Here is a 25,762-nt window from a genome sequence, read left to right as displayed (position 1 = left end):
CTGAGTTGTGTGCAACCTACATCGACGGTTCGCAGGCGAGCTCACAGCGAGCGCCGGGCAGGTGCCCCGCCTCGGCGAGTGCGGCCTGGGCGTCCCGGAACGACGAGTAGGGCACGTGCACCCCGCGGACGTCCCGGTAGTCGGTCAGGCCCGGACCGGCCCAGTACACGACCCCGTCGTCACCGACCTCGGCGATCGCCCGGCGGATCGCCCGCGCCGGGTCCGGCTCCTCGACGACCAGCGCGTCGTGCCCGCTCGCCCGCGCACCGTCGACGATCGCCGCCCGGATCGGGGCGGGGGCCTCGAAGCGGGGATGGTGGTCGGCCACGACGACCACGTCAGCGGCCTCGGCCGCCACCGCTCCCATCGCCGCCCGCTTGCTCGGGTCACGGTCGCCGTCCGCCCCGAGGACGATCCCGACCCGGCCCGGCGCGAACGCACGCACCGCCGCCAGGCTCTTCGCGAAGGCGTCGGGGGTGTGCGCGAAGTCCACGAAGACACGGGGCCCGGTCGCCGCCGACGCATCCGCCATCCGCCCGGGCACGACGACGTCGAGGCGGCCTCGTGTCGCCTCGAGCAGGGCGGGCACCGGCACGCCCGCGGTCGCGAGCATCGCCACCGCCAGGCCCGCGTCCGCCGCCATGTGCACGCCGAGCAGCGGGAGGTCGAGGTCGATCGTCGTGCCGTCCGGTGCGGTCAGGGTCGACCGGGTGCCGTCGGGCCGCTGCTCCCGCACCAGCACGGTCCAGTCGGCCCCGGCCGCGGGGGCGGTCGAGATCGTCGTCACCGGGACCGTCGCCCGCCCGACGATCCGTCGGCCGGCAGGGGAGTCGAGTGACACCACGCCGGCGCGCGACCGAGCGGGCGTGAACAGCAGGGCCTTCGCCGCCAGGTACTCGTCCATGTCGGCGTAGTCGTCGAGGTGGTCGTGTGACAGGTTCGTGAAGCCCGCCACGTCGAACCGGACGCCGTCGGTGCGGTGACGGGAGAGGCCCTGCGCACTCACCTCGAGGGCGGCTCCGTCGACCCCGCGTTCGGCTGCGCGTGCCAGGAACGCGTGCAGTTCGGGGGCTTCCGGTGTCGTCAGCGCACTCGGCAGCGACTCGTCGTCGACACGGCGCTCGACCGTGCTGCTGATCGCCGACCGCCACCCGAGCCGGCGCATCAGGGCGTCGAGCAGGTGCACCGTCGACGTCTTGCCGTTCGTGCCGGTCACCCCGAACAGCGGGAACGGCAGCGACTCCGTGCCGGCGAGGAGCCGTGCGACGGCGCCCAGGTGGGCGCGGACGTCCGGGACGACGAGGACCGGCAGCCCGCTCCGTCGCGCCGCGGCCTGCCCGTCCGGGTCCGTCAGCACCGCGGCAGCACCGGCGTTGCGCGCCGCCTCGGCGAACTGCGCGCCGTGTGCGAGGCGGCCGGGGAGCGCGGCGAACAGCATCCCCGGCCGGAGTTCGTCGGTGGCGAGCGCCAGGCCGGCCACCGGGACGGCGCCGGGGCCGACACCGCCGCCGGCACCCGCGAAGGGCCCGGCACCCCCGCCGGGACCGTCGACACCGAGTGCTCGGGCGAGCTCGTCGAGCCGGACCGGGCGCGGTCGGGCCGGTCGTAGGGCGTGCGGCATCGCGGCTCCTCGTCGTGGGCGGACCCCGATGGTGCGCCACGCTCCCGGAACGGCGTCCCAGGTCCGCCCGCAGCGCACGACGAACACGCCGACGGCCGAGGCGGTTAGGCTGACGTGACCCACGATGACCAGCAGCGACCTCGACACCACCACGACCCCCGGCAACGGATCGGCGTCCTCCCACGGCAAGACGATCCTGATCGGTGAGCACGCCGTGGTCTACGGCGCACCCGCTCTCGTCCTGCCGGTGCTCGACGCACGGGTCGTGGCGACGGTCACCCCGGTCGCCGCCGACGCCGAGCAGCCCGGTCACAGCCTGCAGTCGACCGTGCACACCGGCCCCCTCGACCTCGCACCAGCGGCCGTGATGCCGACCGTCACCGCCGTCACCGCGACCCTGCGCCACTTCGGGGTCACCGACCGCCACTTCCACGTCCGGGTCGACAGCGAGGTCCCGACCGCCCGCGGCATGGGCTCGAGTGCCGCGGTCGCCGCCGCCGTGACCGCCTCCGTCGCCGATGCCCTGGGCGAGACCCTCGACGTCGAGACCCACCACGAGCTCATCCAGGAGTGCGAGCGCGTCGCCCACGGCCGACCGTCCGGCCTGGACGCCCGGGGCGTCGTCGCGTCCGCGCCGGTCTGGTTCGAGGCCGGCCGGATCGAACCCGTGACGCTCGGCGCCCGGTTCACCTTCGTCGTCGCGGACACCGGCGTCCCCGGGCACACCCGCGAGGCCGTCTCAGCCGTCCGCGCCCGCCACGACCAGGACCCGGTCGGTGTCGGCGCCGTGATCGACCGGATCGGCGCGCTCGCCCGGCGGGCACGGGGGACACTCGAGGACGGCGATGCCCAGGCTCTGGGTGCCACCATGGACGCCGCGCACGACCTGCTCAGCACACTCGACGTGTCGAGTGGCGACCTGGACCGGCTCGTCGACGCCGCACGCGATGCGGACGCCCTCGGCGCGAAGCTCACCGGCGGCGGGCGGGGCGGGTGCGTCCTCGCGCTCGCCGCGGACGACGACCACGCGGACCGCATCGCGGCCGCACTCCGCGGCGCAGGGGCCGCAGCCACCTGGACCACCACGATCGGAGCCCGCGCTTGCTGACAGCCACCGCCGTCGCGCACCCCAACATCGCCCTCGTCAAGTACTGGGGGAAGGCGGACGCGCAGCTCGCGCTGCCCGCCACGGGCAGCGTCTCGATGGGGCTCGACGTGTTCCCGACGACGACCACCGTCACGGTGGACGGCGGACGGGAGGCCCGTGACGCGTTCACGCTGAACGGTCACGTCGTCGACGACGGTGCGCTGGTGCGCGTGCAGCGGTTCCTCGACCTGGTGCGCGAGCTCGCGGGGTCGTCCGAGCGGGCATCGGTGGTGTCCGAGAACACGGTCCCGACCGGTGCCGGGCTGGCATCGAGCGCGTCCGGCTTCGCCGCCCTGGCGACCGCGGCCGCCGCGGCCTACGGCCTCGACCTGTCGCCACGGGACCTGTCCCGTCTGGCCCGTCGCGGTTCCGGCTCGGCCACGCGCTCGATCCCCGGCGGTGTCGCCGTCTGGCACGCCGGCGACGACCAGGGCTCCTTCGCCGAGCCGATCCCGGCCCCGCCGATGGCGATGGTCGTGGTCACGATCGACGCCGGCCCGAAGCCGATCGGGTCGCGCGAGGCCATGCGCCGCACCATCGCGACGTCGCCCTTCTACCCGGCCTGGGTGACCTCGACGACCGAGACCGTCGGCGACATGCTCACGGCCTGCGCGGCCGGTGACTTCACCCGCATCGGCGAGATCACCGAGAGCAACGCGCTCCGCATGCACGCGACGATCGAGGGCGCGTTCCCGCCGATCCGCTACCTCAACGCCCGCAGCGTCGCCGTGTTCGACGCCGTCGCCGAGCTGCGTGCCGGCGGCACCGAGGCCTACGCCACGGCCGACGCGGGCCCGAACGTCGTCGTGCTCACGAAGCCGCAGGACCGGTCGGCGGTCGCCGGCGCGCTCGCGTCGCTGGGGGACGTCATCGAGTCCGGCACCGGACCTGCCGCGCGGGTGCTCCGCTCCGAAGAGATCGGGAGCAATCCCGACCAGAAGGAGTCCGCGCAGTGATCGAGTTCCGTGCACACGGCAAGCTGTTCGTCGCCGGCGAGTACGCCGTCGTCGAGCCGGGCCAGCCGTCCGTCCTGATCGCCCTCGACCGCGCCATCACGGCGAAGGTGCGCGAGGGCCACGGCGCGGGCAGCGTGCACTCCGAGGAGTACGGGCACCTGCCGCTCACGTGGACCCGTGCCGAGGACGGCCTCGCGCTCGACCGTGAGCGCCACCCGTACGACTACGTGATGGCCACGATCGACCTGGTCGAGAAGCTCCGCGCCGAGCACGGCATCGCCCCGCGGTTCCACGACCTGCGCATCGAGAGCCAACTGGACGACGCCAGCGGCCGGAAGTTCGGGCTCGGGTCCTCGGCCGCGGTCACCGTCGCCACCGTCGGCGCTCTCGACCGGTTCTACGGCATCGGCCTGACGCAGCGCCAGCGCTTCCAGGTCGCGCTGCTCGCCACCATCCGGGTGAACCCCCGGGCCTCCGGCGGCGACCTCGCCGCGAGCACGTTCGGCGGCTGGCTGCGCTACAGCGCCCCCGACCGCGAGCGCCTCGCCGCGATGCTCGGCGACCACGCCGTGTCCGCGATCCTGACCGACGCCGACGCCTGGGACGGCTTCGACGTCCAGCGGCTGCCCGCCCCCGAGAACCTGCAGCTCCTCGTCGGCTGGACCGGCTCGCCCGCGTCCACCACGAAGCTCGTCGACGTGGTGCGTCGGCACCGCGACGGCGGGTACCAGGCGTTCCTCGACGAGAGCCGCAGCTGCGTCGACGACCTGACCACGGGCCTCCAGACCGGCGACGCAGCGCGCACGCTCGGGGCCCTCCGACGCGCCCGCGGGCTGCTGCAGCGCCTCGGTGCGTCCGTCGGGTCGCAGATCGAGACCGAGCGTCTCGCGACCCTGTGCGACGTCGTCGAGGCCGCGGGCGGGGCGGCGAAGCCGTCCGGGGCCGGCGGCGGCGACTGCGGCATCGCGCTCGTCCCGGCGGACACCGACCCCGCTGGCATCCACCGCGCCTGGGAGGCGCACGACATCAGACACCTCAGCGTCGCGGTGCGAGCACCAGAAGGAGCCCTCGATGAGTGACCTGCTCACACCGATCCCCACCAAGTGGGTCGGCCCGATCCGCGTCAGCGGCAACGCCGTGCAGGGGGAGCACGAGGTCCCCCTCGCCACCTACGAGTCGCCGCTCTGGCCGTCCGTCGGCCGCGGCGCACGCATCTCGCGCATGGTCGAGGACGGCATCGTCGCGACCGTCGTCGACGAGCGCATGACCCGCTCCGTCGTCGTCCGTGCCGACAGCGCCGCAGCAGCCCACGTCGCCGCGGGCCAGATCCTCGCGCGCCAGGACGAGCTCGCCGCGATCGTGTCCGGGCAGAGCCGGTTCGCCAAGCTCATCGAAGTGCACCCGGAGATCGTCGGGGACCTGCTGTTCCTGCGCTTCGCGTTCACCACCGGCGACGCCTCCGGCCACAACATGGTCACGCAGGCGGCGGACAAGCTGCTGCCGGCGATCCTGGACTGGCAGCCGGGCCTGCGGTACGTCTCGGTGTCGGGCAACTTCTGCACCGACAAGAAGGCCACCGCCGTGAACGGCATCCGTGGCCGTGGCCGCAACACCATCGCCGAGATCGTGATCCCCGGCGAGGTCGTCGAGAAGCGCCTGCGGTCGAGCACCGCGCGCATCGTCGAGCTCAACATCGCGAAGAACCTGATCGGGTCGACGATCGCCGGGGCCATCCGCTCGGCGAACGCGCACTACGCGAACATGCTGCTGGGCTTCTACCTGGCCACCGGGCAGGACGCCGCCAACATCGTCGAGGGCTCGCAGGGCATCACGAGCGCCGAGGACCGCGACGGCGACCTGTACTTCGCGACCTCGCTGCCGCACCTGATCGTCGGCACGGTCGGCAACGGCAAGGGCGGTGACCTGCCCGTCGTCGAGGACGCCCTGGTGCGCCTCGGCTGTCGCGAGGACCGCGAGCCGGGCGGCAACGCCCGCCGCCTCGCTGCCCTGTGCGCCGCGACCGTCCTGTGCGGGGAGCTCTCGCTCCTCGCCGCACAGACCAACCCGGGCGAGCTGATGGCCGCCCACGTCGCCATGGAACGTCGCGGCGCGAAGCCCGCAGGGGGTGCGGCATGACCGGCGTCGGCATCCACGACATCGCGATCGCGACCGGCCACCACGTGCTCGAGCTCGACGACCTGGCCGAGCGGCTCGGCGTCGACCCGGCGAAGTACCACGTCGGCATCGGGCAGGACGCCTTCAGCGTGCCCGCGCCCGACGAGGACATCGTCACGATGGGCGCCGCCGCAGCGAAGGAGCTCATCGACCGGCACGGCGTCGACGGCATCCGAACGGTGCTGTTCGCCACCGAGTCCGGCGTCGACCAGTCGAAGGCCGCCGGTGTGTACGTGCACGGCCTGCTCGGGCTGCCGAAGGCCGTCCGCGTGGTCGAGCTGAAGCAGGCCTGCTACGGCGGGATGGCCGCCGTGCAGCTCGCACTCGGCATCGTCGCCCGCGCCCCGCACGAGCGGGTGCTCGTCATCGCCGCCGACGTCGCCCGGTACGACGTCGACACCCCGGCCGAGCCGACCCAGGGTGCCGGTGCCGCCGCGATCCTGGTGTCCGCCGACCCCGACCTGATCGAGGTCGAGCCGGCGGCGGGTGTCTACACCGCGGACGTCGACGACTTCTGGCGGCCGAACGACCGCTCCACCGCACTGGTCGACGGGCGGCTCTCGGTGAGTGCGTACGTCAACGCGTTCGTCGGCGCCTGGGACGACCTGGCGGAACAGGGCGGCCCGGCGTACGACGACATCGCCCGGTTCGTGCACCACCAGCCCTTCACCAAGATGGCGATCAAGGCGCACCGCAAGCTCACGCAGCACGTCGGGGCAACCTTCGACGAGGCCGACCTGGCGATCGGGTTCACCTACAACCGGCAGACCGGCAACACCTACACGGCGTCGCTCTGGATCGGCCTCGCGGCACTGCTCGACCTCGACGACGACCTGGCTGGGGAGCGACTCGGCCTGTTCAGCTACGGCTCGGGCAGCGTCGGCGAGCTCATCACCGGCATCGTCCGGCCCGACTACCGCGAGCACCGTCGTACGGGTCGCGTGCGGTCGCTGCTCGAGGCACGGGTCCCGCTGACGGTCGACGCGTACCGCGCGCTCCACGCCGCGGGTGCCGCCACCAGCGAGGACGTCGAGCGTCCGCGCGTCACGACCGCGCCGTTCCGGTTCGCGGGCGTTCGCGGCGGCGCGCGCCACTACGAGGCGTCCTAGACCGGACACCGGGACGGACGGGAGGCCCGTGGCGGCGCCGCCACGGGCCTCCCGTCCGTCTGTCGGTCACGCTGCGGACAGGACCTCGCGTTCCAGCCGCTGGTAGCTGGCCTCCATGCCCTCCGTCATGCCGGTCGCGAGGATCGCGTCCCGCTGCTCCCGGTCCGGGTAGGTGACGAGCAGGGTCATGAGCGTGACGCCGTCGTCCTCGTCGAACTGCAGGTCGTTCGTGTTCGGCGGGAAGGGCGCCCCGGTCATGCGTTCGGTCGACACCATCCGGCGTTCCGGTTCGACGACGAGGTTCTCGCCCTCGAACCCGAAGGGCTCACCCTCGGTGTCACCCGTCGGCGCCCAGGCCTGCCGGAACGCGCCGCCCGGGGTCAGGTCGTTCTCGTACACCGTCATCTCCCACCCGTCGGGGCCGAGCAGCCACCGGCGCACCAGGTCGGGCTCGGTGTGCGCCCGCCAGAGCAGGTGTCGCGGCGCCGCGAACGCCCGGGTGATCCGGACGTGGGTGTCGTCGAGGACCTCGGTCCCGGTGCCGGCACGGAGGGCCCACTCGCGCAGGTCGGCGAGCACCCGGTCGAGCTGGCCGAAGGCCTGCTGGTAGCCCTCGAGCATGCCCATCTGGAGCATCGCGTCGAGGTCGGCGGCCGAGGCGAACGAGGACACCACGGAGACCCGGGCGCCGCCCTCGGCCGGCTCGAACGACAACACGGTCTCGCCTGCGGGCAGTGACTCGTCGACGGTGCCCTGGGGGTCGGTGAACAGGTCGCGGAAGACGATGCGACGGGGCTCGTCGACCTCGGTGACCTGCCAGACGGCGTGGAACCGCTCGCCCTGCGGTGACGTCATCCGGTAGTCGGCACGGCCACCGGGGCGCAGGTCGAACGTCGTGAACGTCGCGGGGAACCCGGGCGGTCCCCAGAACCGCTCGAGCTGGCGCGGGTCGGCGAAGGCGGCCCAGAGGCGTTCGACGGGGACGGGGAACTCGGCGACGAGGGTCATCGAGAGGGTGTCGGGATCGGTGTGGACGGACGTGGTGGGCATCATCGCTCCTGGTGTCGTCGGGTGTCGTCTGGTGCTGGGTGTCCGGAGGCGTCGCCGTCGAGGAGGTCGCCCAGACGGTCCATCCGGCTGTGCCAGAGGCGGCCGTAGGCGTCGAGGAGGGCACGGACCCGTTCGAGCTGCTCCGGCTCGGCGCGCACGATGCGGGTGCGGCCGCGGGCTTCCTTGCTCACGAGTCCGGCTCCTTCGAGGACGGCGACGTGCTTCTGGACGGCGGCGAACGACATCGAGTAGGCGTCCGCGAGCTCGCTCACGGACGACGACCCGACGAGCGTGCGCCGGACGATGTCACGACGGGTCGCGTCGGCGAGTGCGTGGAACACCCGGTCGACCTCGGCGTCGGACAGTTCGATTCGTACAACCATTTGGTTGTAGGTTACGTCCGGCCGGTCTCGTCCACAAGGGGGACCTGCCGGTAGTCTTGCCGCGGAGATCGGAGGGGCGATGGCGGAGCAGCTGGGTGCGTCCGGTGCCGTCCGTGCCCTCGTCGCCACCCTGCCCCGTGCGCCGCAGCTGTCCGACGTGGTGACCGGCGTCGGTCGGATGGTCGGCAAGCCCACGCGCGTCGTCGACGTCGACGGGCCGAGCTGGGGTCCGCTCACCGCGCTCGTGTCGCAGTTCGAGCACGAGAACCTGGTGCTCGTGCCGGCCGACGCACCGCCGCTCTACCGCATGCACTGCGTGCTGCACGAGCTCGGGCACCTGGTGCACGGCGACGTCGGCACACCCACCCCGTCGTCCGTCGCCGAGTTCGCCGCCGGGGGTCACGTCTGCCGTCGTGCGCTCGACGCCGACTCCGGGCTCATGAGCATCTCCGACGACGACGAGCACTTCGCCGAACGGTTCGCCTACGAGCTCGCGACGGTCCTGCTCGCCGGGGCCACGGGCGCGGACGAGCGGGCCTACGGCTGATGGCCGTCCTGCACGCCGCGGCCTTCTGGTTCGCGGCGCTGATCTTCCTCGCCCGCACGCCGTACGTGCTGCGGAACCCCCGTGGTCGGGCGGCCTGGGGTGCCACCGGCGTCGGGGCGCTCGGGCTCCTGACGCTCGGCAGCGTCGTGCCGCAGCCGGCGCTCGACGGCGCCCTGGGCGGTTCGAACCTCATCAACCTGGTGCAGAACGTCTGCGCGACCGTCGCGTTCTGGCTGATGCTGCGCGCGAGCACGGACGACCTGCCGGAGCGCCCGGTGCTCGCCAGGCCGATGGCGCTGCTCGTCGTGGTCGTGGCCTTCACGGTGCCGTTCCTGCTGGTCGAGGAGCGCGGCGGGACCGACTTCCACTTCATCGTGCGCGAGATCGAGCAGACGCCGATGTGGCTCTACGCGACCGTGTACATGGTGGGCGTGGGACTGATCGCCGCGACGACACTACGTCGCGGCGTGCTGCAGGACCCGGTGGCACTCGTGGTGTTCCGCGTCGGGCTCGCCCTGGTCGTCGTGGCGAGCGTCGACGAGGTCGCCTCGCTCACCGCCGACCACTTCGGACTCTTCCCGGCCGGGGTGCGGGACGGCCTGCGCCTGGCCTTCGATCCGCCGTTCTACCTCGGCATCGTGCTCATCGTCGTGGCGATGGCCTCGCTGACGTTCCGACGGTGGGGTCGTGACCTGCGCCACCGCGGGCACCACCGACGCCTGCGCCGCATCGCCCGTCGGCACGCGGTGCGGGCGGTCGAGCGGCCGGGGGACCCGCAGGCCCGGACCTACGACCTGGTCATCGCGATCCGCGACGCCGAGGTGCAGGGACGGACCCTCGACGACGCCGAACTCGCGCAGGTGCGGTCGGCGGAACGGACCCTGACCCGGAGCCTCGGAGGATGACGGCGTGACGATCGTGTGGTGGGTGCTCGGAGCGCTCCTGGTGCTGGTGGCGGTGTCGCTGGTGGTCCTGGTCGTCCTGCGGAAGGTCGTCGGCAGGATCGTGCTGCCCGGCGGCGATCGGTGGACGCCCGTGATCGAGTCCGACGCTGACTCCGTCCGGCTGCCGATCACCGACGACACCGTGCGGCCGGGGGAGTACGGGCTGTGGCACGACGGCCCCGGGCACACCACCGTCGGGCCGGTGCTCGAAGTCGACGAAGCCGCCGGGTTCGTGCGCCGGGCCGTGGTGCGGACGACCGGCGCGGTGTCGTCGCGGGTGCGGTGGAGCGGACACGTGCACCCCGACCCGGCGGCGATGGACGTCGACTGGTCCGAGGTGTCGCTGCCGACCCCGGTGGGGCCGGCACCCGCGTGGGTGGTGCGGCCGGGTCCGGGCGGCGCTGCCGACCGCGCTCCGTCTCCCGACCGCGCGGCTGCCCAGGGTGCGGACCCCGAGGCTGTCCGCACGTGGGCCGTCCACGTGCACGGGATCCGGACGACCCGGGTCACCGCGCTCCGGACCGTCCCCGCGGCGCTCGAGCTCGGCTGGACCTCGATCGTCCCGTCGTTCCGCGGCGATGGCGAAGCACCGTGGGAGGGCCGGGCCTCGCACCTCGGCGCCCGTGAGTGGGCGGACGTCGAGGCGGCGCTCGACCACGCCGTCGCCAACGGCGCCGAGCGGCTCGTCATCGTGGGGTGGTCGATGGGCGCGACGATCACGCACGAGCTCCTCGCCCGCTCGGCGCACCGCGAACGCCTGGCCGGCGTCGTGCTCGTCGCCCCCGCGCTGGACTGGTCCGTCACCGTGCGGTCCCAGGCCCGCCGCGCAGGACTGCCGGGCCCCGTGGTGGGCGCTGCCCTCGGGGCGATGGCGACGCCGGTCCTCTGCCGGTTGGTGGGGCTGCGCTCGCCGGTCGACGTGCGTGCGCTGTCCTGGTTGCGTGCGCCGCGACGGCTGCCACCGACCCTGCTCATCCACTCCACGGGCGACACCACGGTGCCGTTCTCGGCCAGCCAGGAGTTCGCGGATGCGCACCCGGGCACGGTGACCCTGGCGGTCAGCGAGCCCGCCGAGCACGCGTGGGAGCGCAACGTCGACGCCGTCTGGTTCGACCGCACCATCACGAACTGGGCATCGCACCTCGAACACACCGGAGCGCAGGAGTAGAAGGAGCCATGGGGCAGCTCATCTACGACGGCCAACCGCTCGACCTGCGGATCGACGACCGCGCGCTCACGCACCTGCAGATCGTCATCGTCAACATGCTCCGACGCGACCACCGCTTCGCGTTCTCGTGGAAGGACGACGTCGTCCACGGCAACGGTCGCAGCACGATCTGGCTGAACCCCAACGTGAGCCTGCACTTCAAGTTCACGGGCAGCCGGGTGCCGTCGATCAACCGCAGCTGGCTCGAGGACCTCTACGCCTCGGCCACCTCGGGGTCGGGGCTCGTGCTGACGCCGGAGCCGCCGGACACCAGCACGGCGGCCGACTCCGCGTGGTCGCGGGCGGTGGCGCCCGGCGACGCGGACGACGCCTCGGGGACACCGAGCGGGAGCACGGCGCGCTGATCCCGGGAGCAGTAGCACAGCGGGCTGATCCGGGTCAACGGGTTCCACTCGAACTCCACACCTCGTACGGTTTCCGTACCGCGGTTCGCTGTCGTCCCCCCGCACCGGCCCGCTAGGGCGCCGGTGCTGGCAGTGTCCGCGGCAGGAGGGGAACCCGAACAGCCCGTGACGCACAGCGAGTCCGGTGCCGACCAACCACCGGTGGCCGAGACGAGCGAGGGACGTGAGTCCCGGATCAGGGGACTCCCTGCTCGGGTCACCGACGCCACGCGTCGGTGATGCGTGCGTCACGCTGCAGGGCTCGCCGGTCCGCCCCCATCGACCGGCGCTCCTCCGGGACCGCCCCGGCCATCGGATTCGGGTTCCGTGGCCGGGGCGGACTCATCCCGTCTGCATGCGGCTCAGTAGACGTCGCGCACGTACCGCTTCGCGCGACGCATGTCGGCCAGGTACGCCTGCGCGTCGTCCTCGCCGCGCCCGCGTCCGGTCCGGATGACCCGGAGCAGCGCGGCCTCGACGTCCTTCGCCATGCGTGAGGCGTCGCCGCACACGTACACGTGGCCGCCGTCCTCGAGCCAGGCGAACAGCTCCGCCGAGCGCTCGAGCATCCGGGTCTGCACGTAGACCTTCTCGGCCTGGTCGCGAGAGAACGCCAGGTCGAGGCGGTCGAGCACGCCCTGTTCCTGCAGCTCGGTGAGCTCGTCCTGGTACACGAAGTCGGTGTCCCGGTGCTGGTCGCCGAAGAACAGCCAGTTGCGCCCCGTCGCCCCGGACACGGCCCGCTCGTGCAGGAACCCGCGGAACGGCGCGACACCCGTGCCCGGTCCGATCATGATCATCGGGGCCGACTCGTCCGCCGGCACCCCGAACGACGCGTTCGGCTGCAGGTAGACGTCGACGGTGCCGTCCGGGTCGACCCGGTCGGCCAGGAACGTCGACGCGACACCGGCGTACATCCGGTGCGGGTCGCCGTAGCGCACGGACGCGATGGTCAGGTGGATGCGGTCCGGGTGGGCCAGCGGGCTCGACGAGATCGAGTACTGCCGCGCCTGCAGCGGCCGCAGGTTCGGCAGCAGCTCGTCGAGTCCCGGGGCGGCCGGGCCGGCGTCGCGGAGCAGGTCGAGGACGTCGCGTCCCCAGAGCCAGCGGTCCAGCTCGTGCTTGTCGCCGTGCGCCACGACGGCCGCGAGCTCGCTCGACGGCGCGCGCTGCACCAGGTCGGCGATGAGGTCCTTCGAGGGCGTCCGGATCTCACGGTCGGTCCGCAGGACCTCGGTGATCGGCCGGCCGTCGAACGCCTCGCCACCGTTCGCGCCGACCTGCTCGAGCAGGTCCGCCACGAAGACCTCGTCGTTCACCGGCACGACCGCCAGGGCGTCGCCGGCCGCGTACTCGATGCCCGAGTCGCCGAGGTCGAACTCGTAGTGCCGGATCTCCTTCGCGCTGCGCGGCGAGGAGAGCAGCCGGTTCTCGACCAGGCGCGACGGGTACGGGTTGCGCTTGTTCCACTGCGACCCCGGCCGGGAGGCACGGCTCGCGCCCGCCCCGCCGGTCGCGCCGGCACCGTCGCCGGCACCACCGCCCGCGGTCGCGCCGGGTGCGGCCGTCGCGCCGGCCTCGGCGGCGAGGCGGTCGAGGACCGCCGCGGTCCACAGAGCGGCCGGGTCCTCGAAGTCGACGTCGCAGTCGACGCGGTCGTGGACCCGGGTCGCGCCGAGCTGTTCGAACCGGGTGTCGAGGAGCTTGCCGGCCTGGCAGAACTCGTCGTAGCTCGTGTCGCCGAGGCCCAGGACGGCGTACTGCAGCCCCTCGAGCCGCGGCACGGTGCTCGCCTGGATCGCGTCCCAGAACAGCCCGGCGTTGTCGGGCATCTCGCCCTCGCCGTAGGTCGAGGTGACGACGAGCACGTGCGACATCTCGGCGAGATGCTCGGGGGTGACGGCGTCGAGCGCACTGGCACGACCGCCGAGTCCGCGGGCCTTCGCGCCGGCGACGAGCTCGTCGGCCAGGAACTCGGCGTTGCCGGTCTGGGTGCCGAAGAGCACGTCGATCGTCGTCGTGGGCGCGCTGGCTGCGACCTTCTTGCCGGCGGCGGCGATGCCCGCGATGAACCCGGCGAGCCAGGACTCCTGGGCGGCCGAGAACGGTGCGTCGACGGGGATCAGCGACCCGGTCGGGGGGAGCAGGCTCACGCGGTCACCGCCTCGGTCGGCGCCTGCGGTGCACGGCGGGCGATGTCCTCGAGCGCCGCGGTGGCGAGCAGCTCGTCGAAGCGGGCCTCGCGGACGCGGCCGTCGTTCTTGGCGTTCTGGTGCATGATCCACCCCGTGGTGCCCGGCGCGTCCATGCTGCGGTTGTTCCGCTGCGTGAGCGCGCGCTTGTAGTCGTCGAGCCGCTTGATCGCGATGAGGGTCGCGAGCTGGTCGTCGGCGAACCGGTCGAGCGTCCCGCGCAGGTACTTCACGACGCGCTGCTTGACGGAGAAGTCCTCGGTGAGCACGAGGTTCTTGACGGCCTCGGCGACCCGCGGGTCGGCGGCACCGAACGCACCCGGGACGCGCTCCAGGGCGACGTCCTGGGCGACCCCGAGCACGGTGTACGACGACAGCAGCGAGAACATGTCCTCGCCCTGGTCGCCGAGCGCCGGGGCACGACCGTCGAGCACCGTGCGCTGGTCGCGGTAGTCGAGCTTGAACGCGCGGAGCTTGTCGGTGGCGATCGAGGTCGCGAGCTCGTCGAGGAGCTCGGGCCGGGTCGCCGCCGCGAGGATCTCGCCGGCGTCCTGCGTGAGCAGCAGGGCACGGGGCATGCCGACGTAGACGTGCGCGCGGGCGGTGTCCCACTCGGCGAGCAGCCGCTCGGCCAGGGCCGAACCCGTCGCCTCGAGGTGCCACTCGAGCAGCAGGCGAGCGGCGGCCTCGTGGAACGCACCGCGCTCGGTGTCGGTGACCGGGAACACCAGGAGCGAGTCCGTGCTGGCACGCTCGGCGACCTGGCCGGAGGGGTCGTACTGGTACAGGAACCCGCCGGACATGCCGTTGCCGAGGCCCTTGCCGAACGCGCCGAGGTTGAACACGGCGCCGCCGGTCATGTACTCGCACCCGAAGTCGCCGAGGCCCTCGACGACGGCGGTCGCACCGGAGTTGCGGACGGCGAACCGGTCACCGGCCTCGCCCTCGACGAAGGTGCGACCACCGGTGGCCCCGAACAGCGCGAAGTTGCCGACCAGCACGTTGCCGCCCTGCTCGGCGCTGCCGCCACCGGGGGCGCGGACGATGATCCGTCCGCCGCTCTGGCTCTTGCCGACGCCGTCGTTCGCGGTGCCGGTGTGCTCGAGCACGACGCCGTCGTTGTTGAAGACGCCGTAGGACTGCCCGGCCGAGCCCTGCGTGCGGATCGTGACCGCGCCGTCCACCAGCCGGCGGCGTCCGCGGTCGTCCGTCGTCACGGCGGGCAGGCCCTGCACGTCCTCGGCCCCGAGCTCGTGGTTGAGCAGACGCTCGAGGTCGATGCCGAGCTGACCGCCGACCGACTTGTCGGCGTTGCCGAGCAGCACGCCGTGCACGAGCACGTGCTCCTGCGCGTGGTCGACGAGGGCGGTGCGGACGCGCTCGAGCAGGGCGTCGTCGGTGTGGAAGTCCTTCTCCAGGTACTCCGGGTCCGCGACGACCTTCTCGGGCACCTGGGCGAGCAGGGCGCGGGCGTCGAGCCGGCCCACGCTCGCCGGGTGGTCCAGGAGCTGCAGCAGGTCGGTCCGGCCGCGGGCCTCCCGCAGGGAACGCAGGCCGAGACGGGCCAGGATCTGCCGCACGTCGTGGGCGATGTTGAGCAGGTACTGCGCGAGCGCGCGGGGGTCGCCCTCGAACGCCTCGGCGTTCGTGGTCAGGCCCGCCGGGCACTTCACGTTGCAGTTCTTGGCCATCACGCAGCCGAGCATCATGAGCGCGGTCGTGCCGAACTCGAAGCTGTCGCCGCCGAGCAGGGCGCTCGTGACGACGTCGCTGCCGGTCTGGTGCGCACCCGAGCAGCGGAGCGTGACCTTCTGGCGCAGGCCGTTCGCGACCAGGGCCTGGTGCACCTCGGCGACGCCGATCTCGGCGGAGCGGCCGGCGTACTTCAGGCTGGTGACGGCCGCGGCACCGGTACCGCCGGTGTTGCCCGCGACGTTGATCACGTCGGCGCCCGCCTTCGCGACGCCGACCGCGATGGTGCCGATGCCCTCGGACGAGACGAGCTTCACGATCACCCGGACGCGGGCGGCCTTGCAGTCGTGGATGAGCTGCGCGAGGTCCTCGATCGAGTACGTGTCGTGGTGCGGCGGCGGCGAGATCAGCTCGACGCCGGGTGTGCCACCACGGGCCGCGGCGATGTCCACCGTGACCTTGGGTGCGGGCAGCTGACCACCCTCGCCGGGCTTCGCGCCCTGGCCGATCTTGATCTCGAGCTCCTCGAGCATGGGGTCGGCGAGGTAGCCGGCCCAGATGCCGAACCGGCCCGAGGCGAACTGCTTGATGCGCGAGCCGCGGATGGTGCCGTACCGGGAGTGGTGCTCGCCGCCCTCACCGCTGTTCGACATGCCGCCGACCATGTTCGTGCCGTGCGCGACGGCCTCGTGGGCGGTGGCGACGAGTGCGCCGTGGCTCATCGCACCGGACGCCAGGGTCCGGGTGATCTCGTGGGCCGGCTGCACCTCGTCGAGCTCGACGCTCGCCGGGGCGCTCTGCAGCAGCGCGAGCAGGGCGACGGCCGCACCGGTGGCGCGGAGCGTCACCCCGGTGTCGTCGACGGCGTCGACGTCGATCTGCCCCGGGTGGAGCAGCGCGAGGCCGTCCGCCAGGGCCGCGTGGCGCAGTGCACCCGTGGTTCCCGTCGACGTGAGCTCCAGGCGGAACCGCTCCGTGCCTCCCGGCAGCTCCTGTTCGTCCGACGGACGCGAGCCGGAGAGCCCGCGCACGGTGACGCTGGCGTTGCCGCTCGTCGAGAAGCGGCCGAGCTCGCGGGCGAAGTCCTCGGCCGTGTCGATGCCGGTGACGTCCGCGGGCAGCGCGAGCACGTCGCGGAGCGCGGCGGGGCGGCGCGACCGCTCGTCGTGGGTCGTCTGCAGGAACGTGACGTAGCCCGGCGTGATGCGGTGTGCGTCGATCTCGGCATCGCTCAGCCGGTCGTACCCGGTGTTCCGGTACGCGGCGTCGGTGATGCCGAACGAGTCGTCGAGCTGGCCGAGCGTGAGCAGGCGCAGCGCGTCCGAGTCGCCGGAGCGTTCGAAGGCCGGGCGCTCCTCGGTCATGCCGCCGAACCCGCGGACGCTCGCGACACCGAACGAGTGGCCGGCGCCGTCGGAGCGTTCCTTGAACAGGCCGAGCAGCGGGACCTGGCCCTCGGACGCCACCGAACGGGCACGCTCGTGCCAGTCCGTCGCCGCCTGGGCGATGCGTGCGAAGCCGACGCCGCCGACCGGCGCCTGCATGTGCGGGAAGATCCGCGCGAGCACGTCGTCGCCGGTGTCGAGGTAGTTCGGCTCGAAGAACTCGCCACCGATGTAGCTCTCGGCGGTGCACAGGCCGACGCGGCCCATGGTCTTCGCCAGGGCCTTCTCGGCGGCCTTCCGGAACTGCTTGAGTGCCAGGTCGGTCGCGGTCAGCTCGCCGGCGGGTGCGGGTGCGGCGGGGTACTTCTCCTCCGCACGCAGCCGAGCGCTCAAGCTGTACACAGCGGCGGCACCGAAGCCCAGCGCGGTCGCGACGTGGTGTGACGATGGCAGCTGACCGCTCTCCGCGACGACGGACACCCGCAGGCGCAGACCGGTCTCGATGAGCCGCTGGTTCACGGCGGCCACGGCCAGGATCACGGGGAGGGGCGCATGGGTCGACGACACCTCGCGGTCGGTCACGACCGCGATCCCGCCACCGCGCGCCGCGAAGGCCTCGATCGCGTCGCACAGTGCGTCCAGCGCGCCGCGCATCGCGTCGGCGTTGGCCTGCTCGTCGGCGGGCACCGGCACGTAGAGCATGTCGAAGCGCTCGAGCGGCACGATGTCCTGCTCGCGCAACCGCACCATGTCGAGGTGCCCGAGGATCGGCGACTGCACGACGAGCTGACGCCCCGTGGTGCCCGTGCCGTCCGGCTTCGCACCGAGTGCCACGCGCATCGACATCCCGTCCGCCTCGCGGATCGAGTCGAGCGGCGGGTTCGTCACCTGGGCGAAGCGCTGCGAGAAGTACTTCGCCATGCCGCCCTCGGTGTCGCTCAGGGCGTTGATCGCGTTGCCGTAGCCCATCGCCGAGATGCGCTCCGACCCGTTCTGCAGCATCGGGTCGAGCATGAACCGGAAGCTCTCCTGGTTCAACGAGTACGCCACGTACCGGCCGGCGAGCGACAGGTCGCCGTCGTAGCCCAGGGTGGACGTCGTGCGCTCGTAGTCCGGAGCGGGCACGTCGTCCAGGTTCACCCGGGCGGCGTCGAGCAGGGTGCCGTAGTCACGGCGGGCCGCGAGCATGCGCAGCACCTCGCCCGTGCGCATGCGGGTGCCGGTGCGGTGGTCGACGACGAGCATGCCGCCGGCCTCGATGCGGCCGCGGTGCACGACCTCGTCGGCGTCGAACTCGACCTGGCCGGCCTCAGACGACACCATCAGGTACTCGGCCGTCTCGACGGTGCGCAGCGGGCGCAGGCCCAGGCGGTCCAGGCGGGCGCCGACGACATCGCCGTCGCTGAAGATCACGGCGGCGGGACCGTCGTTCTTCTCCTCGTACAGCGAGAAGTACTCGAGCATGTCCCGGACGTCCGGGGTCAGGGTGCGGTCGTTCTCCCACGCCGGCGGCATGAGCGAGACCACGGCCTCGATGATCTCGAGCCCGTCGTCGAACACGCGGCTCTGCAGGGTCTGGTCGAGCCGGCTCGAGTCCGACTGCCCGGGCGGGCGGACGATGCTCCGGGTGCGGGCCCGCGCGAGCGCCTCGTCCGACAGCCGGTTCTTGCGGTCGGTGTTCAGTTCGCCGTTGTGCGCCATCAGGCGGAACGGCTGCGCCATCGTCGGGTGCGGCTCGGTGTTCGTCGAGAACCGGGTGTGGAAGTACAGCGTCCGCACCGAGTGCCGGGGGTCGCGCAGGTCGGTGAAGTACCCGATCACCTCGCCGGAGTTCAGCCGGCCCTTCAGGATCTGGGTCCGGGCGCTGAGCGACAGCGGGTACAGGGCGGCGTGCTCGGCGCGCTCGGCGGCGGCCTGGGCGTAGGAGACGGCCTCGATGGCGAGCAGGGCGCGGTTCGCGGCGGCGTCGACCTCGGAGCGGTCCCAGTCGGACGGTGCCCGGAAGACCCATTGCACGATCGGCAGCTGGTACTGCTCGGCCTCGGGGCGCGCGACGGAGTGGTCCACCGGGACGTCACGGACCAGCAACAGCTCGAAGCCCTCGGCCGTGATGGCGTCCGTGACGGTCTGCTCGGCACGGGCGCGCTCGTCGGTGCCGTCGGCTCCGTCGCTGCTCGGCACGAAGCAGTTCGCGACGCCGAAGTGCCCGGCGCGCAGCTGCTCACCGGTGATGGCGCTGAAGAACTCCACCGACAGGTCGATGCTGACGCCCGCGCCGTCGCCGACACCCTCGGCGGACTTGCCGCCGCGGTGCGGGATGGAGCAGAGCGCTTCGTCGCCCTTGCGGATGACGTCGTGGCTCGGCGTCCCGTCGAGACGGGTGATGAAACCGACGCCGCAATCGCTCGATTCGCGGGCAGGGTCGTAGAGACCGAAAGAGGTGGGGTTCACGTGCGGGTCCAGTGGGGCGTTGCCGGCAGCGGACGGCGCGGGCTGCATCGATGGAGCGCTCGCCGCGGGCAGACCGATGGTGGCAGTCGGGCCCTGTGGGGTGGTGGTGCGGTAGGGCGATGCTACGGCTTGGTATACCGACCGTGCAACACGGGTGGTGTGGGGCGCGGCGCGGGGTTTTCCGGCTGGTGCGAGGTCGATCACCCGGTGCGAGGTCGCAGCGCCGCACGGAGTGGACGACCTCGCACCGGGAGGGGCGAGGCGGCGGCAGGTGCCGTGCTGCTCGCACCCGCCACGCCCGCCCGTGGGACGGACCCGGTGACCGCCGTGCTGGCGTCGGCCGCCGGGTGGTTCCGGGGCGGATGAGCTCGCCGATCCCGCGCGGCACCGCGCGCTCCTCGCACCGTTCGAGGGGTCAGGCGTACCGCTGTGCTGCCCGGAGTGCGGCGCCGGTGTACGAGCCGCCGAACAGGAACACGTGCAGCAGCAGCGGTGCGAGCTGGTGGAGCTCGACGCGCTCCTGCCAGCCGTCGGCCAGCCGTGACTCCCGGTCGTAGGCGGCGAGCACCGTCTCGAGCCGGGGGAGCCCGAACAGCCCGAGCAGTGCCAGGTCGGTCTCCGCGTGGCCGCCGTGGGCGATCGGGTCGATGAGCACGGCGCCGGTCGGTTCGGACGGGTCCGTCGGCCACAGGACGTTGCCGGCCCACAGGTCGCCGTGCAGGCGCGCGGGGCGGTCCCCGACGAGCACGGGCTGCGGCGACCCGAGGGTTCCGTCCTGCACGCGCTGCGCGACCCGCTCGAACACGGCGGCCTCGGCGCGGTCGAACCCGCCGGCGTCGACGATGCGGCGGACGAAGTCGCGGATCCGGTACTCGGCGAAGAACTCGCCCCAGGTCGCCGGTGCCTGCTCGGCCGCGACGAACGGCGTGCGCGAGCGGCCCATCCGCAGTGCCGCACCGCGAGTCCATCCGGCGGGCGGCGCACCCCAGTGATCGGCGCCGGCGGCGTGCGTGTGGGCGAGGGAACGGCCGAACCGCTCGGCCTGGGCGGCGGTGGGCGAGCCGTCGGAGATCAACTCGAGGTCGAGCACGGTCGGGCCCGGACGCCCCAGCACACGGGCGATGCGGGTCCCTCCGGTGTCCTCGGCCTGGGCGAGCCAGGCGAGCCCGGCGGCTTCGGCTGCCGCCTCGTCCGCGGTGGTGAACGTCTTCACGTGCGTCTCGGCCATCGGCCCATCCTGCCGAGGGAGCACCGTCGACCGTTCAGCCGACGGTCACCCGGTCACGCGCTCGGCTCTCCCCGCCGGGCCGCGTGCACCACGAGTGCCAGCTGCACCCGGTTCTCGACGCCGAACTTCTCGTACACGTGCCCGACGTGCGTCTTCACGGTGGCGAGTCCCACGTACAGGTCGGCGGCGATCTGCGCGTTGGACGCCCCGTTCGCCACGGCGAGTGCGACCTCCCGTTCCCGCTCGGTCAGCAGGGCGAGCAGCCGGCGCGCCTCGGTGTCGTCCGCAGCGGCGCCGGCGGTTCCGCCGCCCCGGCCACCGGCCGCCTGGCCCGAGCGTGGCCCGGCCGCGAACGCGATGACCCGGTCGAGCACGGACGGGGACAGGATCGAGCGCCCGGCCGCCACGGTCCGCACGGCCTGCACGAGTTCGTGCGGCGGGGTGTCCTTGAGCAGGAACCCACGGGCACCGGCCTGCAGTGCTCCGAGCACGAGGTCGTCACCCTCGAAGGTCGTCAGCACCAGGACGGCCAGGTCGGGTCGTCGGCGCAGTTCACGTTCGGTGGCGACGAGTCCGTCGCACCGGGGCATCCGGATGTCCATGAGCACGACGTCGGGCGCGGTCGACGCGATGACGCCCTCTGCTTCGAGCCCGTCGCCCGCTTCGCCCACGACCACCAGGCCGTCGTCGCCGCTGAGCAGCATGCGGAGCCCGACGCGCACGAGCTGGTCGTCGTCGACCAGGACGACGCGGACGGGAGCGGTCACGGGGTCCACGGCAGCACCGCCTCGACCACGTGCACGCGTCCGTCGTCGCTGCCGGCGCGGAAGCTCCCGCCGACGAGACGGGCGCGTTCGGCGAGCCCGCGCAGGCCGTGCCCGGCCGAGTGCCCGGAGGCGTCCGCGGGCGCAGGTCCGTCGGCCAGCGTGTTCGACACCACCACCCGGATCGCCGACCCGCGGACCGTCTCGACCACGACGTCGACGGGCTCTCCTGGGGCGTGCCTTCGGGCGTTCGTCAGTGACTCCTGCACGATCCGGTAGGCGTGTCGCCCCACGGCGGTCGGTACCGCCGCACTGTCGGCGTCGACGCGCGCCCGGACGGTCGCACCGCCGGCACGCGCCTGGTCGAGCAGGGTGGGCAGGTCGACGAGGGTCGGCTGCGGAGGCGCGGTGCCGGTAACTTCATCGCCGCCGTTCGCCGCGGGGTCGCGCAACACCCCGAGGACGTCGCGCAGGTCGGTGAGCGCGGAGTGCGCCTCGGCCCGCACGACCCCGGCCGCCGCGGCGGTCTCGTCGGGGGTGAGCCCCGGGCCGCGGTACTCGAGTGCACCGGCGTGCAGCGCGACCAGGGACAGCCGATGGCCCAGGACGTCGTGCATCTCGCGGGCGATGTGGGCGCGCTCCTGCTCGCGGGCACGGTCCTCGCGCAGCTGCTGGTCGCGTTCGAGCAGGGCCGCGCGCTCGCGCAGGGACAGCACGAGCGCCCGACGCTGTCCGATCCCGATGCCGATCGCGACGAGCAGGGCGATGCCGACGGCGCCGGCGACGAGGATCTGCCAGAGCGGCATGGCGTCGTCCTGGGGAGCCAGGACGACGTCGTAGAGCACCGTGGCACCGAGCAGCACCGCACCGGCGACGGCGAGCTCGACGGCCCGGCGCCGGGTGGCGAGCGACACCGTGGCGATCGCGGCCGCCCCGACCGCCAACGTCGACACCGAGCTGAGGGCAGCGATGACGACCGTGATCAACAGCGGTGCCCGGTGCCGGAACGGCAGGAGGACGAGGGCAGCCAGACCGGCACCCACATCGCCGAGGATCAGCGCGCCGACGTGCAGGTCGCTCCAGCCGCGGGTGTCCATGGACGGCCACACGAGCCCCGCCGTGAGCAGTCCGGTCAGGGCCGCGACGGCGACACGCCAGCTCTGGGACCACACACGCTGCCCGAGTGGCACAGCGGGGAGCGCGGTCGAGGTCATGCCCCGAGCCTAGGGAGCCGTCGGGACGAGCGGATCCGCCGAAGGTCGGAGGTGCCCCGTCTCTCAGACCGCGTCGACCAGGGCCCGCGCCAACGGGTGCCACGCACGGGACGACGGCCCGCTCAGCACCAGGGTCCGTTCGAGCCGCCGGGCCATCGGGATCATCACGAGGTCGGGCGGCAGCATCCCGCGGCCCAGGGTCGGCACGATCGAGACGCCCTCGCCCCGCTGGATCATCCCGAACATCGTGCTCATCTCCCGCACCCGGTGGGCGTAGCGGAAGGGGCGGCCGTCGAGCTCGTGGAGCTTCTGGACCTGGTACTCGCAGCCGCCGCCGCCCGCCACGAGGCCGTCCTCGTGCAGGTCGTCGAGGGTGAGTGCGGGCAGTTCGGCGAGGGGGTGGTCGCGGCGGATCACGGCGGCCATCTCGTCCCGCGCCACGACCACGCCACCGGCGGGTGCCGGCGACGGGTCGACGAGCACTGCGGCGTCGACGGTGCCCGCCTCGAGCCACTCCGGCATCTCGTCGTCGTCCCCCTCGTAGACCTGCACGTCGACGTCCGGCAGGGTCACGGCCCACAGCTCGCGGAGCCGCGGCAGCAGGCCCTGGCAGACGGTGGGGACGGCGGCGAGGCGCACGGTGCCGCGCGCCGAGGCGGGCCGGACCACCGCCTCCAGGGCTTCGACCGAGGCGAGCACGCTGCGGGCGTGGGCCAGCAGGCGGTCGCCCAGCGGTGTGGCGGCGGCGACCGTGCCACGGCGCACCACGGGGCCGCCGACCTCGCGTTCGAGCCCGGCGACGGCGTGGGACACCGCGGACTGGCCGACGCCCAGGGCGGTCGCCGCCGCGGTGAAGGACCCGGCGTCGAGCGTGGCGACGAACGCGCGCAGTTGCTGGACCGAGACGGTCATGCGTCCTCCTCATGTCGGCATGAGCCCCATGCGTTTGCCGCATGTCACTCGCTGGTCCGACACTAGGCCACGTGAACGCCCTCCTCTACGCCCTCGTCGCACTGACCTGGGGCTCGAGCTTCCTCTTCGCGAAGATCGGGCTCGACGGTCTCGCCCCGCAGCAGGTCGCCACCGTGCGGACCGTGCTCGGTGGGGTGACGCTCGTGGTCGTGTTGCTCGCCACCCGGCGCCGGTGGCCCCGGGAGCCGCGGACGTGGGCACACCTGGCGGTCGTCGCGGTGTTCCTCAACGCGGTGCCGTCGTCTCTGATGGCGTGGGCCGAGCAGACGGTGCCGTCCGGGCTCGCGAGCATCTACAACGCGACCACGCCGATCATGACGCTGGCCGCGCTCGCGGTGCTCGTGCCGTCCGAACGGCTGCGCGGACGGCAGGTGCTCGGGATCGTGCTCGGCATCGTCGGGGTGCTCGTGCTGGTCGGCCCGTGGGACGTCCTGACCGACCCGGAGGTCCTGGCGAGCGTGCCGGGGCAGGTCGCACTGCTCGGCATGACCGCGTCCTACGGCATCGGGCTCGCCTACCTGCGCCGGGTGGCCGTGGCGAGCGCGTACGACCCGGTCACGCTGGCGACGGTCCAGCTGACGCTGGCCTCCGGGATGCTCCTGCTGGTCGCGCCCGTCATCGCGACCGGTCCGGTGCAGCTGGACGGGAGGATCGTGGCCGCGATGATCGCGCTCGGTTGCGTCGGCACGGGGCTGGCCTACGCCTGGAACACCCGGCTCGTGCAGGCGTGGGGCGCCGGTCGCGCCTCCACCGTCACGTACCTGACGCCGGTGGTCGGGGTGGCGCTCGGTGTGCTCGTGCTGGGGGAGCGGGTGCGGTGGAACGAGCCCGTCGGCGGACTCGTCGTCCTGCTCGGGATCGCCCTGGCGTCCGGGGTGCTCCTTCGGCGTCCGACACCTCGTCCTCGTCGGCGCACCGAGCGACTGCTGCATCCGGACCACCACGCACGCAGCGGCCGCCCGTGAGTCCGACGTCACGTCGGTGTCCGACGCGCACACGCCGACGGACGCCGAGCACGACGACGTCCTGATCACCGGCGAGCCGATCATCGACCCCCGCATCCGCGGCCGAGCGATCGGGGTCCTCCAGACCGCGAGCTCGATCGGCATGGCACTGTTCCCGCTCACGCTCGGGCTATTCGACTCACGCTTCCCCTGGGCGCTGTGGACGATCACCACGGCCGTGTTCATCGCCGCAGCCTGGGCATGGCGAGCTGCGCTGAAGGGCTTGCCCGGCCGAGTGCAGATCGCCTCAACAACCGACCTCGACGCTTAGCCCCATCCCTCACCGGACGGCCGGCCACCGCCGCCCGGTGAAGGATCGGTATCCGGACGAGGTATGCCGTCGTCGATCCGCCTGCTTGAGGGGTGGGTGGTCAAGCTTCGGCACCGGTCAGCTCGGCGGATTGGCCCCACAGGGTCCGTGCCGTTTCCATGTCGGTGAACGGCCGCCACATCGGCTGAAGCGTCGGCGCACCGCCGACCGTACGTCGCGGGCCGACGAACGCGTCGCCGTGTGAGTCAGGGCCCGTCGCCGCGAGCAGTGCGGGCAGGGCAGCGCTCTCGACCGTGCCGAGCACCCCGACGCGCGACAGGAGCTCGATGGCGCGGCGTTCCGCACCGGCACGCTCCCGACCCATGCCGGGTTGGGCGGCGAGGAGGTTCGTCGGTGACACACCGGGGTGCGCGAGGTTGCTGCTGATGCCCCACCCGTCCGCGCGGCTGCGAGCGTCGAGCTCGCGTGCGAAGAGGCCGACAGCGATCTTCGACGTGGTGTAGGCCCGCATCACGTCGTACTGGCGTTGATGGGCGAAGTCCGCCAAGTCGAGCGTGCCCCGTCGAGCGGCGACGCTTGTCTGGTGCGTGACCCGTGCCCGTCCGGCCCGCAGAAGCGGGAGGAGGCCGAGCGTGAGGGCGAAGTGCCCGAGGTGGTTCGTCCCGACTTGCAGTTCGAACCCGTCGGCTGTCTCCTGCCGCGCCGGCGGTCGCATCACGCCGGCGTTGTTCACCAGGAGGTGGATCGGTCGCCCCTCGTCGAGGAGTTCCGCCACGAGGGCGGCGACGGAGTCGAGCCGGGCGAGATCGAGCGTGGCAATCCGGAGCGCCGCGTCTGGCACGACCGCACGGATCTGGGCAGCCACCCGTTCGCCCTTCTCCCTGGAGCGGACCGGCATCACGACCTCCGCACCGGCGGCAGCGAGGCGTCGGGCGATCACGGCGCCGAGGCCGTCACTGGCGCCGGTGACGACTGCCAGACGTCCGGTCAGGTCTGGGATGTCGAGGTGTGGCGTGGCTGGCATGGTGTGTCCTTCCGGGACGGCG

Annotated in this window: 21 protein-coding genes; 11 read left to right on the top strand and 10 right to left on the bottom strand. The window is 73.0% G+C overall.

Features of this window, described 5'->3' with window-relative positions:
• Positions 1 to 16 precede the first annotated feature (16 nt).
• Complete coding sequence (locus DEI85_RS13955) at positions 17 to 1,621, bottom strand: Mur ligase family protein (RefSeq protein WP_110860905.1); 1,605 nt, start codon at positions 1,619 to 1,621, stop codon at positions 17 to 19.
• Between the two features lie 124 nt (positions 1,622 to 1,745).
• Between DEI85_RS13955 and mvk the strand changes: the two genes are divergently transcribed.
• The 5 genes from mvk to DEI85_RS13930 are packed head-to-tail and all read left to right on the top strand — an operon-like array spanning position 1,746 to position 7,008.
• Complete coding sequence (gene mvk, locus DEI85_RS13950) at positions 1,746 to 2,729, top strand: mevalonate kinase (RefSeq protein ID WP_111122872.1); 984 nt, start codon at positions 1,746 to 1,748, stop codon at positions 2,727 to 2,729.
• Positions 2,723 to 3,724: a diphosphomevalonate decarboxylase gene (gene mvaD / locus DEI85_RS13945; RefSeq protein WP_110860901.1), complete on the top strand. Its 1,002-nt coding sequence runs from the start codon at positions 2,723 to 2,725 to the stop codon at positions 3,722 to 3,724. The genes mvk and mvaD overlap by 7 nt, the downstream gene beginning before the upstream one ends.
• A complete protein-coding gene (locus DEI85_RS13940; RefSeq protein WP_110860899.1) occupies positions 3,721 to 4,803 on the top strand; it encodes a phosphomevalonate kinase in 1,083 nt (360 codons plus the stop codon). The genes mvaD and DEI85_RS13940 overlap by 4 nt, the downstream gene beginning before the upstream one ends.
• Entirely contained in the window at positions 4,796 to 5,860 is a 1,065-nt protein-coding gene (locus DEI85_RS13935) for a hydroxymethylglutaryl-coenzyme A reductase family protein (protein WP_027466013.1), read from the top strand. Before DEI85_RS13940 ends, DEI85_RS13935 begins: the two co-directional genes overlap by 8 nt.
• The gene (locus DEI85_RS13930) at positions 5,857 to 7,008 is read left to right on the top strand and encodes a hydroxymethylglutaryl-CoA synthase (protein WP_110860897.1); all 1,152 of its coding nucleotides are present in this window, start codon (positions 5,857 to 5,859) and stop codon (positions 7,006 to 7,008) included. The genes DEI85_RS13935 and DEI85_RS13930 overlap by 4 nt, the downstream gene beginning before the upstream one ends.
• Before the next feature lie 66 nt (positions 7,009 to 7,074).
• On the opposite strand, the gene DEI85_RS13925 is transcribed toward DEI85_RS13930, so the two are convergent.
• A complete protein-coding gene (locus DEI85_RS13925; protein WP_111122873.1) occupies positions 7,075 to 8,058 on the bottom strand; it encodes an SRPBCC family protein in 984 nt (327 codons plus the stop codon).
• Positions 8,058 to 8,441, bottom strand: a complete 384-nt coding sequence (locus DEI85_RS13920; protein WP_110860892.1) for an ArsR/SmtB family transcription factor — start codon at positions 8,439 to 8,441, stop codon at positions 8,058 to 8,060. Before DEI85_RS13920 ends, DEI85_RS13925 begins: the two co-directional genes overlap by 1 nt.
• A 79-nt stretch (positions 8,442 to 8,520) precedes the next feature.
• Here DEI85_RS13920 and DEI85_RS13915 point away from each other — a divergent pair, with 79 nt between their 5' ends.
• Genes DEI85_RS13915 through DEI85_RS13900 form a run of 4 tightly spaced genes read left to right on the top strand, consistent with a single transcriptional unit; the run spans position 8,521 to position 11,504 of the window.
• Positions 8,521 to 8,988, top strand: a complete 468-nt coding sequence (locus DEI85_RS13915; RefSeq protein WP_111122874.1) for a hypothetical protein — start codon at positions 8,521 to 8,523, stop codon at positions 8,986 to 8,988.
• Entirely contained in the window at positions 8,988 to 9,893 is a 906-nt protein-coding gene (locus DEI85_RS13910; protein ID WP_111122875.1) for a hypothetical protein, read from the top strand. The genes DEI85_RS13915 and DEI85_RS13910 overlap by 1 nt, the downstream gene beginning before the upstream one ends.
• Positions 9,894 to 9,897: 4 nt before the next feature.
• Positions 9,898 to 11,100 (top strand): alpha/beta hydrolase family protein, encoded by a 1,203-nt coding sequence (locus DEI85_RS13905; protein WP_111122876.1) that lies wholly within the window; start codon positions 9,898 to 9,900, stop codon positions 11,098 to 11,100.
• An 8-nt stretch (positions 11,101 to 11,108) separates the two neighbouring features.
• The gene (locus DEI85_RS13900) at positions 11,109 to 11,504 is read left to right on the top strand and encodes a DUF7882 family protein (RefSeq protein ID WP_110860885.1); all 396 of its coding nucleotides are present in this window, start codon (positions 11,109 to 11,111) and stop codon (positions 11,502 to 11,504) included.
• A gap of 401 nt (positions 11,505 to 11,905) precedes the next feature.
• On the opposite strand, the gene DEI85_RS13895 is transcribed toward DEI85_RS13900, so the two are convergent.
• The 6 genes from DEI85_RS13895 to DEI85_RS13870 all read right to left on the bottom strand — a co-directional run bounded on the left by DEI85_RS13895 (position 11,906) and on the right by DEI85_RS13870 (position 23,381).
• Positions 11,906 to 13,696: a sulfite reductase subunit alpha gene (locus DEI85_RS13895; RefSeq protein ID WP_111122877.1), complete on the bottom strand. Its 1,791-nt coding sequence runs from the start codon at positions 13,694 to 13,696 to the stop codon at positions 11,906 to 11,908.
• Positions 13,693 to 19,263, bottom strand: coding sequence for a glutamate synthase-related protein (locus tag DEI85_RS13890; protein WP_111122962.1), 5,571 nt, complete (start codon positions 19,261 to 19,263; stop codon positions 13,693 to 13,695). The genes DEI85_RS13895 and DEI85_RS13890 overlap by 4 nt, the downstream gene beginning before the upstream one ends.
• A 415-nt stretch (positions 19,264 to 19,678) precedes the next feature.
• Positions 19,679 to 20,491 (bottom strand): fructosamine kinase family protein, encoded by an 813-nt coding sequence (locus tag DEI85_RS13885; RefSeq protein WP_111122878.1) that lies wholly within the window; start codon positions 20,489 to 20,491, stop codon positions 19,679 to 19,681.
• Positions 20,492 to 20,544: 53 nt separating this feature from the next.
• Positions 20,545 to 21,267, bottom strand: coding sequence for a response regulator transcription factor (locus DEI85_RS13880; protein WP_111122879.1), 723 nt, complete (start codon positions 21,265 to 21,267; stop codon positions 20,545 to 20,547).
• Positions 21,255 to 22,469, bottom strand: a complete 1,215-nt coding sequence (locus DEI85_RS13875; protein ID WP_111122880.1) for a sensor histidine kinase — start codon at positions 22,467 to 22,469, stop codon at positions 21,255 to 21,257. Before DEI85_RS13875 ends, DEI85_RS13880 begins: the two co-directional genes overlap by 13 nt.
• 63 nt (positions 22,470 to 22,532) lie before the next feature.
• Positions 22,533 to 23,381, bottom strand: a complete 849-nt coding sequence (locus DEI85_RS13870; RefSeq protein ID WP_110860871.1) for a LysR family transcriptional regulator — start codon at positions 23,379 to 23,381, stop codon at positions 22,533 to 22,535.
• Positions 23,382 to 23,452: 71 nt separating this feature from the next.
• Here DEI85_RS13870 and DEI85_RS13865 point away from each other — a divergent pair, with 71 nt between their 5' ends.
• Together DEI85_RS13865 and DEI85_RS13860 are read left to right on the top strand one after the other, a co-directional pair.
• Entirely contained in the window at positions 23,453 to 24,406 is a 954-nt protein-coding gene (locus tag DEI85_RS13865; protein WP_258376229.1) for a DMT family transporter, read from the top strand.
• A gap of 16 nt (positions 24,407 to 24,422) precedes the next feature.
• Positions 24,423 to 24,716: a hypothetical protein gene (locus DEI85_RS13860; protein WP_349815118.1), complete on the top strand. Its 294-nt coding sequence runs from the start codon at positions 24,423 to 24,425 to the stop codon at positions 24,714 to 24,716.
• Between the two features lie 100 nt (positions 24,717 to 24,816).
• Here DEI85_RS13860 and DEI85_RS13855 read toward each other — a convergent pair whose 3' ends face one another.
• A complete protein-coding gene (locus DEI85_RS13855; protein ID WP_111122882.1) occupies positions 24,817 to 25,740 on the bottom strand; it encodes an SDR family oxidoreductase in 924 nt (307 codons plus the stop codon).
• Between the last annotated feature and the right edge of the window lie 22 nt (positions 25,741 to 25,762).

Origin of the sequence: Curtobacterium sp. MCBD17_026 (assembly GCF_003234895.2) — a bacterium.
GTDB classification, from domain to species: domain Bacteria; phylum Actinomycetota; class Actinomycetes; order Actinomycetales; family Microbacteriaceae; genus Curtobacterium; species Curtobacterium flaccumfaciens.
This window is presented reverse-complemented; position numbering and strand designations above follow the sequence as displayed.

Excerpts from the sequence above, each read along its gene's own strand:
- DEI85_RS13870 (WP_110860871.1), bottom strand. The coding sequence starts at position 23,381 with ATGACCGTCTCGGTCCAGCAACTGCGCGCGTTCGTCGCCACGCTCGAC.
- DEI85_RS13955 (WP_110860905.1), bottom strand. The coding sequence starts at position 1,621 with ATGCCGCACGCCCTACGACCGGCCCGACCGCGCCCGGTCCGGCTCGAC.
- DEI85_RS13910 (WP_111122875.1), top strand. The coding sequence starts at position 8,988 with ATGGCCGTCCTGCACGCCGCGGCCTTCTGGTTCGCGGCGCTGATCTTC.
- DEI85_RS13915 (WP_111122874.1), top strand. The coding sequence starts at position 8,521 with ATGGCGGAGCAGCTGGGTGCGTCCGGTGCCGTCCGTGCCCTCGTCGCC.
- DEI85_RS13900 (WP_110860885.1), top strand. The coding sequence starts at position 11,109 with ATGGGGCAGCTCATCTACGACGGCCAACCGCTCGACCTGCGGATCGAC.
- mvk (WP_111122872.1), top strand. The coding sequence starts at position 1,746 with ATGACCAGCAGCGACCTCGACACCACCACGACCCCCGGCAACGGATCG.
- DEI85_RS13930 (WP_110860897.1), top strand. The coding sequence starts at position 5,857 with ATGACCGGCGTCGGCATCCACGACATCGCGATCGCGACCGGCCACCAC.
- DEI85_RS13885 (WP_111122878.1), bottom strand. The coding sequence starts at position 20,491 with ATGGCCGAGACGCACGTGAAGACGTTCACCACCGCGGACGAGGCGGCA.
- DEI85_RS13925 (WP_111122873.1), bottom strand. The coding sequence starts at position 8,058 with ATGCCCACCACGTCCGTCCACACCGATCCCGACACCCTCTCGATGACC.
- DEI85_RS13920 (WP_110860892.1), bottom strand. The coding sequence starts at position 8,441 with ATGGTTGTACGAATCGAACTGTCCGACGCCGAGGTCGACCGGGTGTTC.
- DEI85_RS13855 (WP_111122882.1), bottom strand. The coding sequence starts at position 25,740 with ATGCCAGCCACGCCACACCTCGACATCCCAGACCTGACCGGACGTCTG.
- DEI85_RS13875 (WP_111122880.1), bottom strand. The coding sequence starts at position 22,469 with ATGACCTCGACCGCGCTCCCCGCTGTGCCACTCGGGCAGCGTGTGTGG.
- DEI85_RS13935 (WP_027466013.1), top strand. The coding sequence starts at position 4,796 with ATGAGTGACCTGCTCACACCGATCCCCACCAAGTGGGTCGGCCCGATC.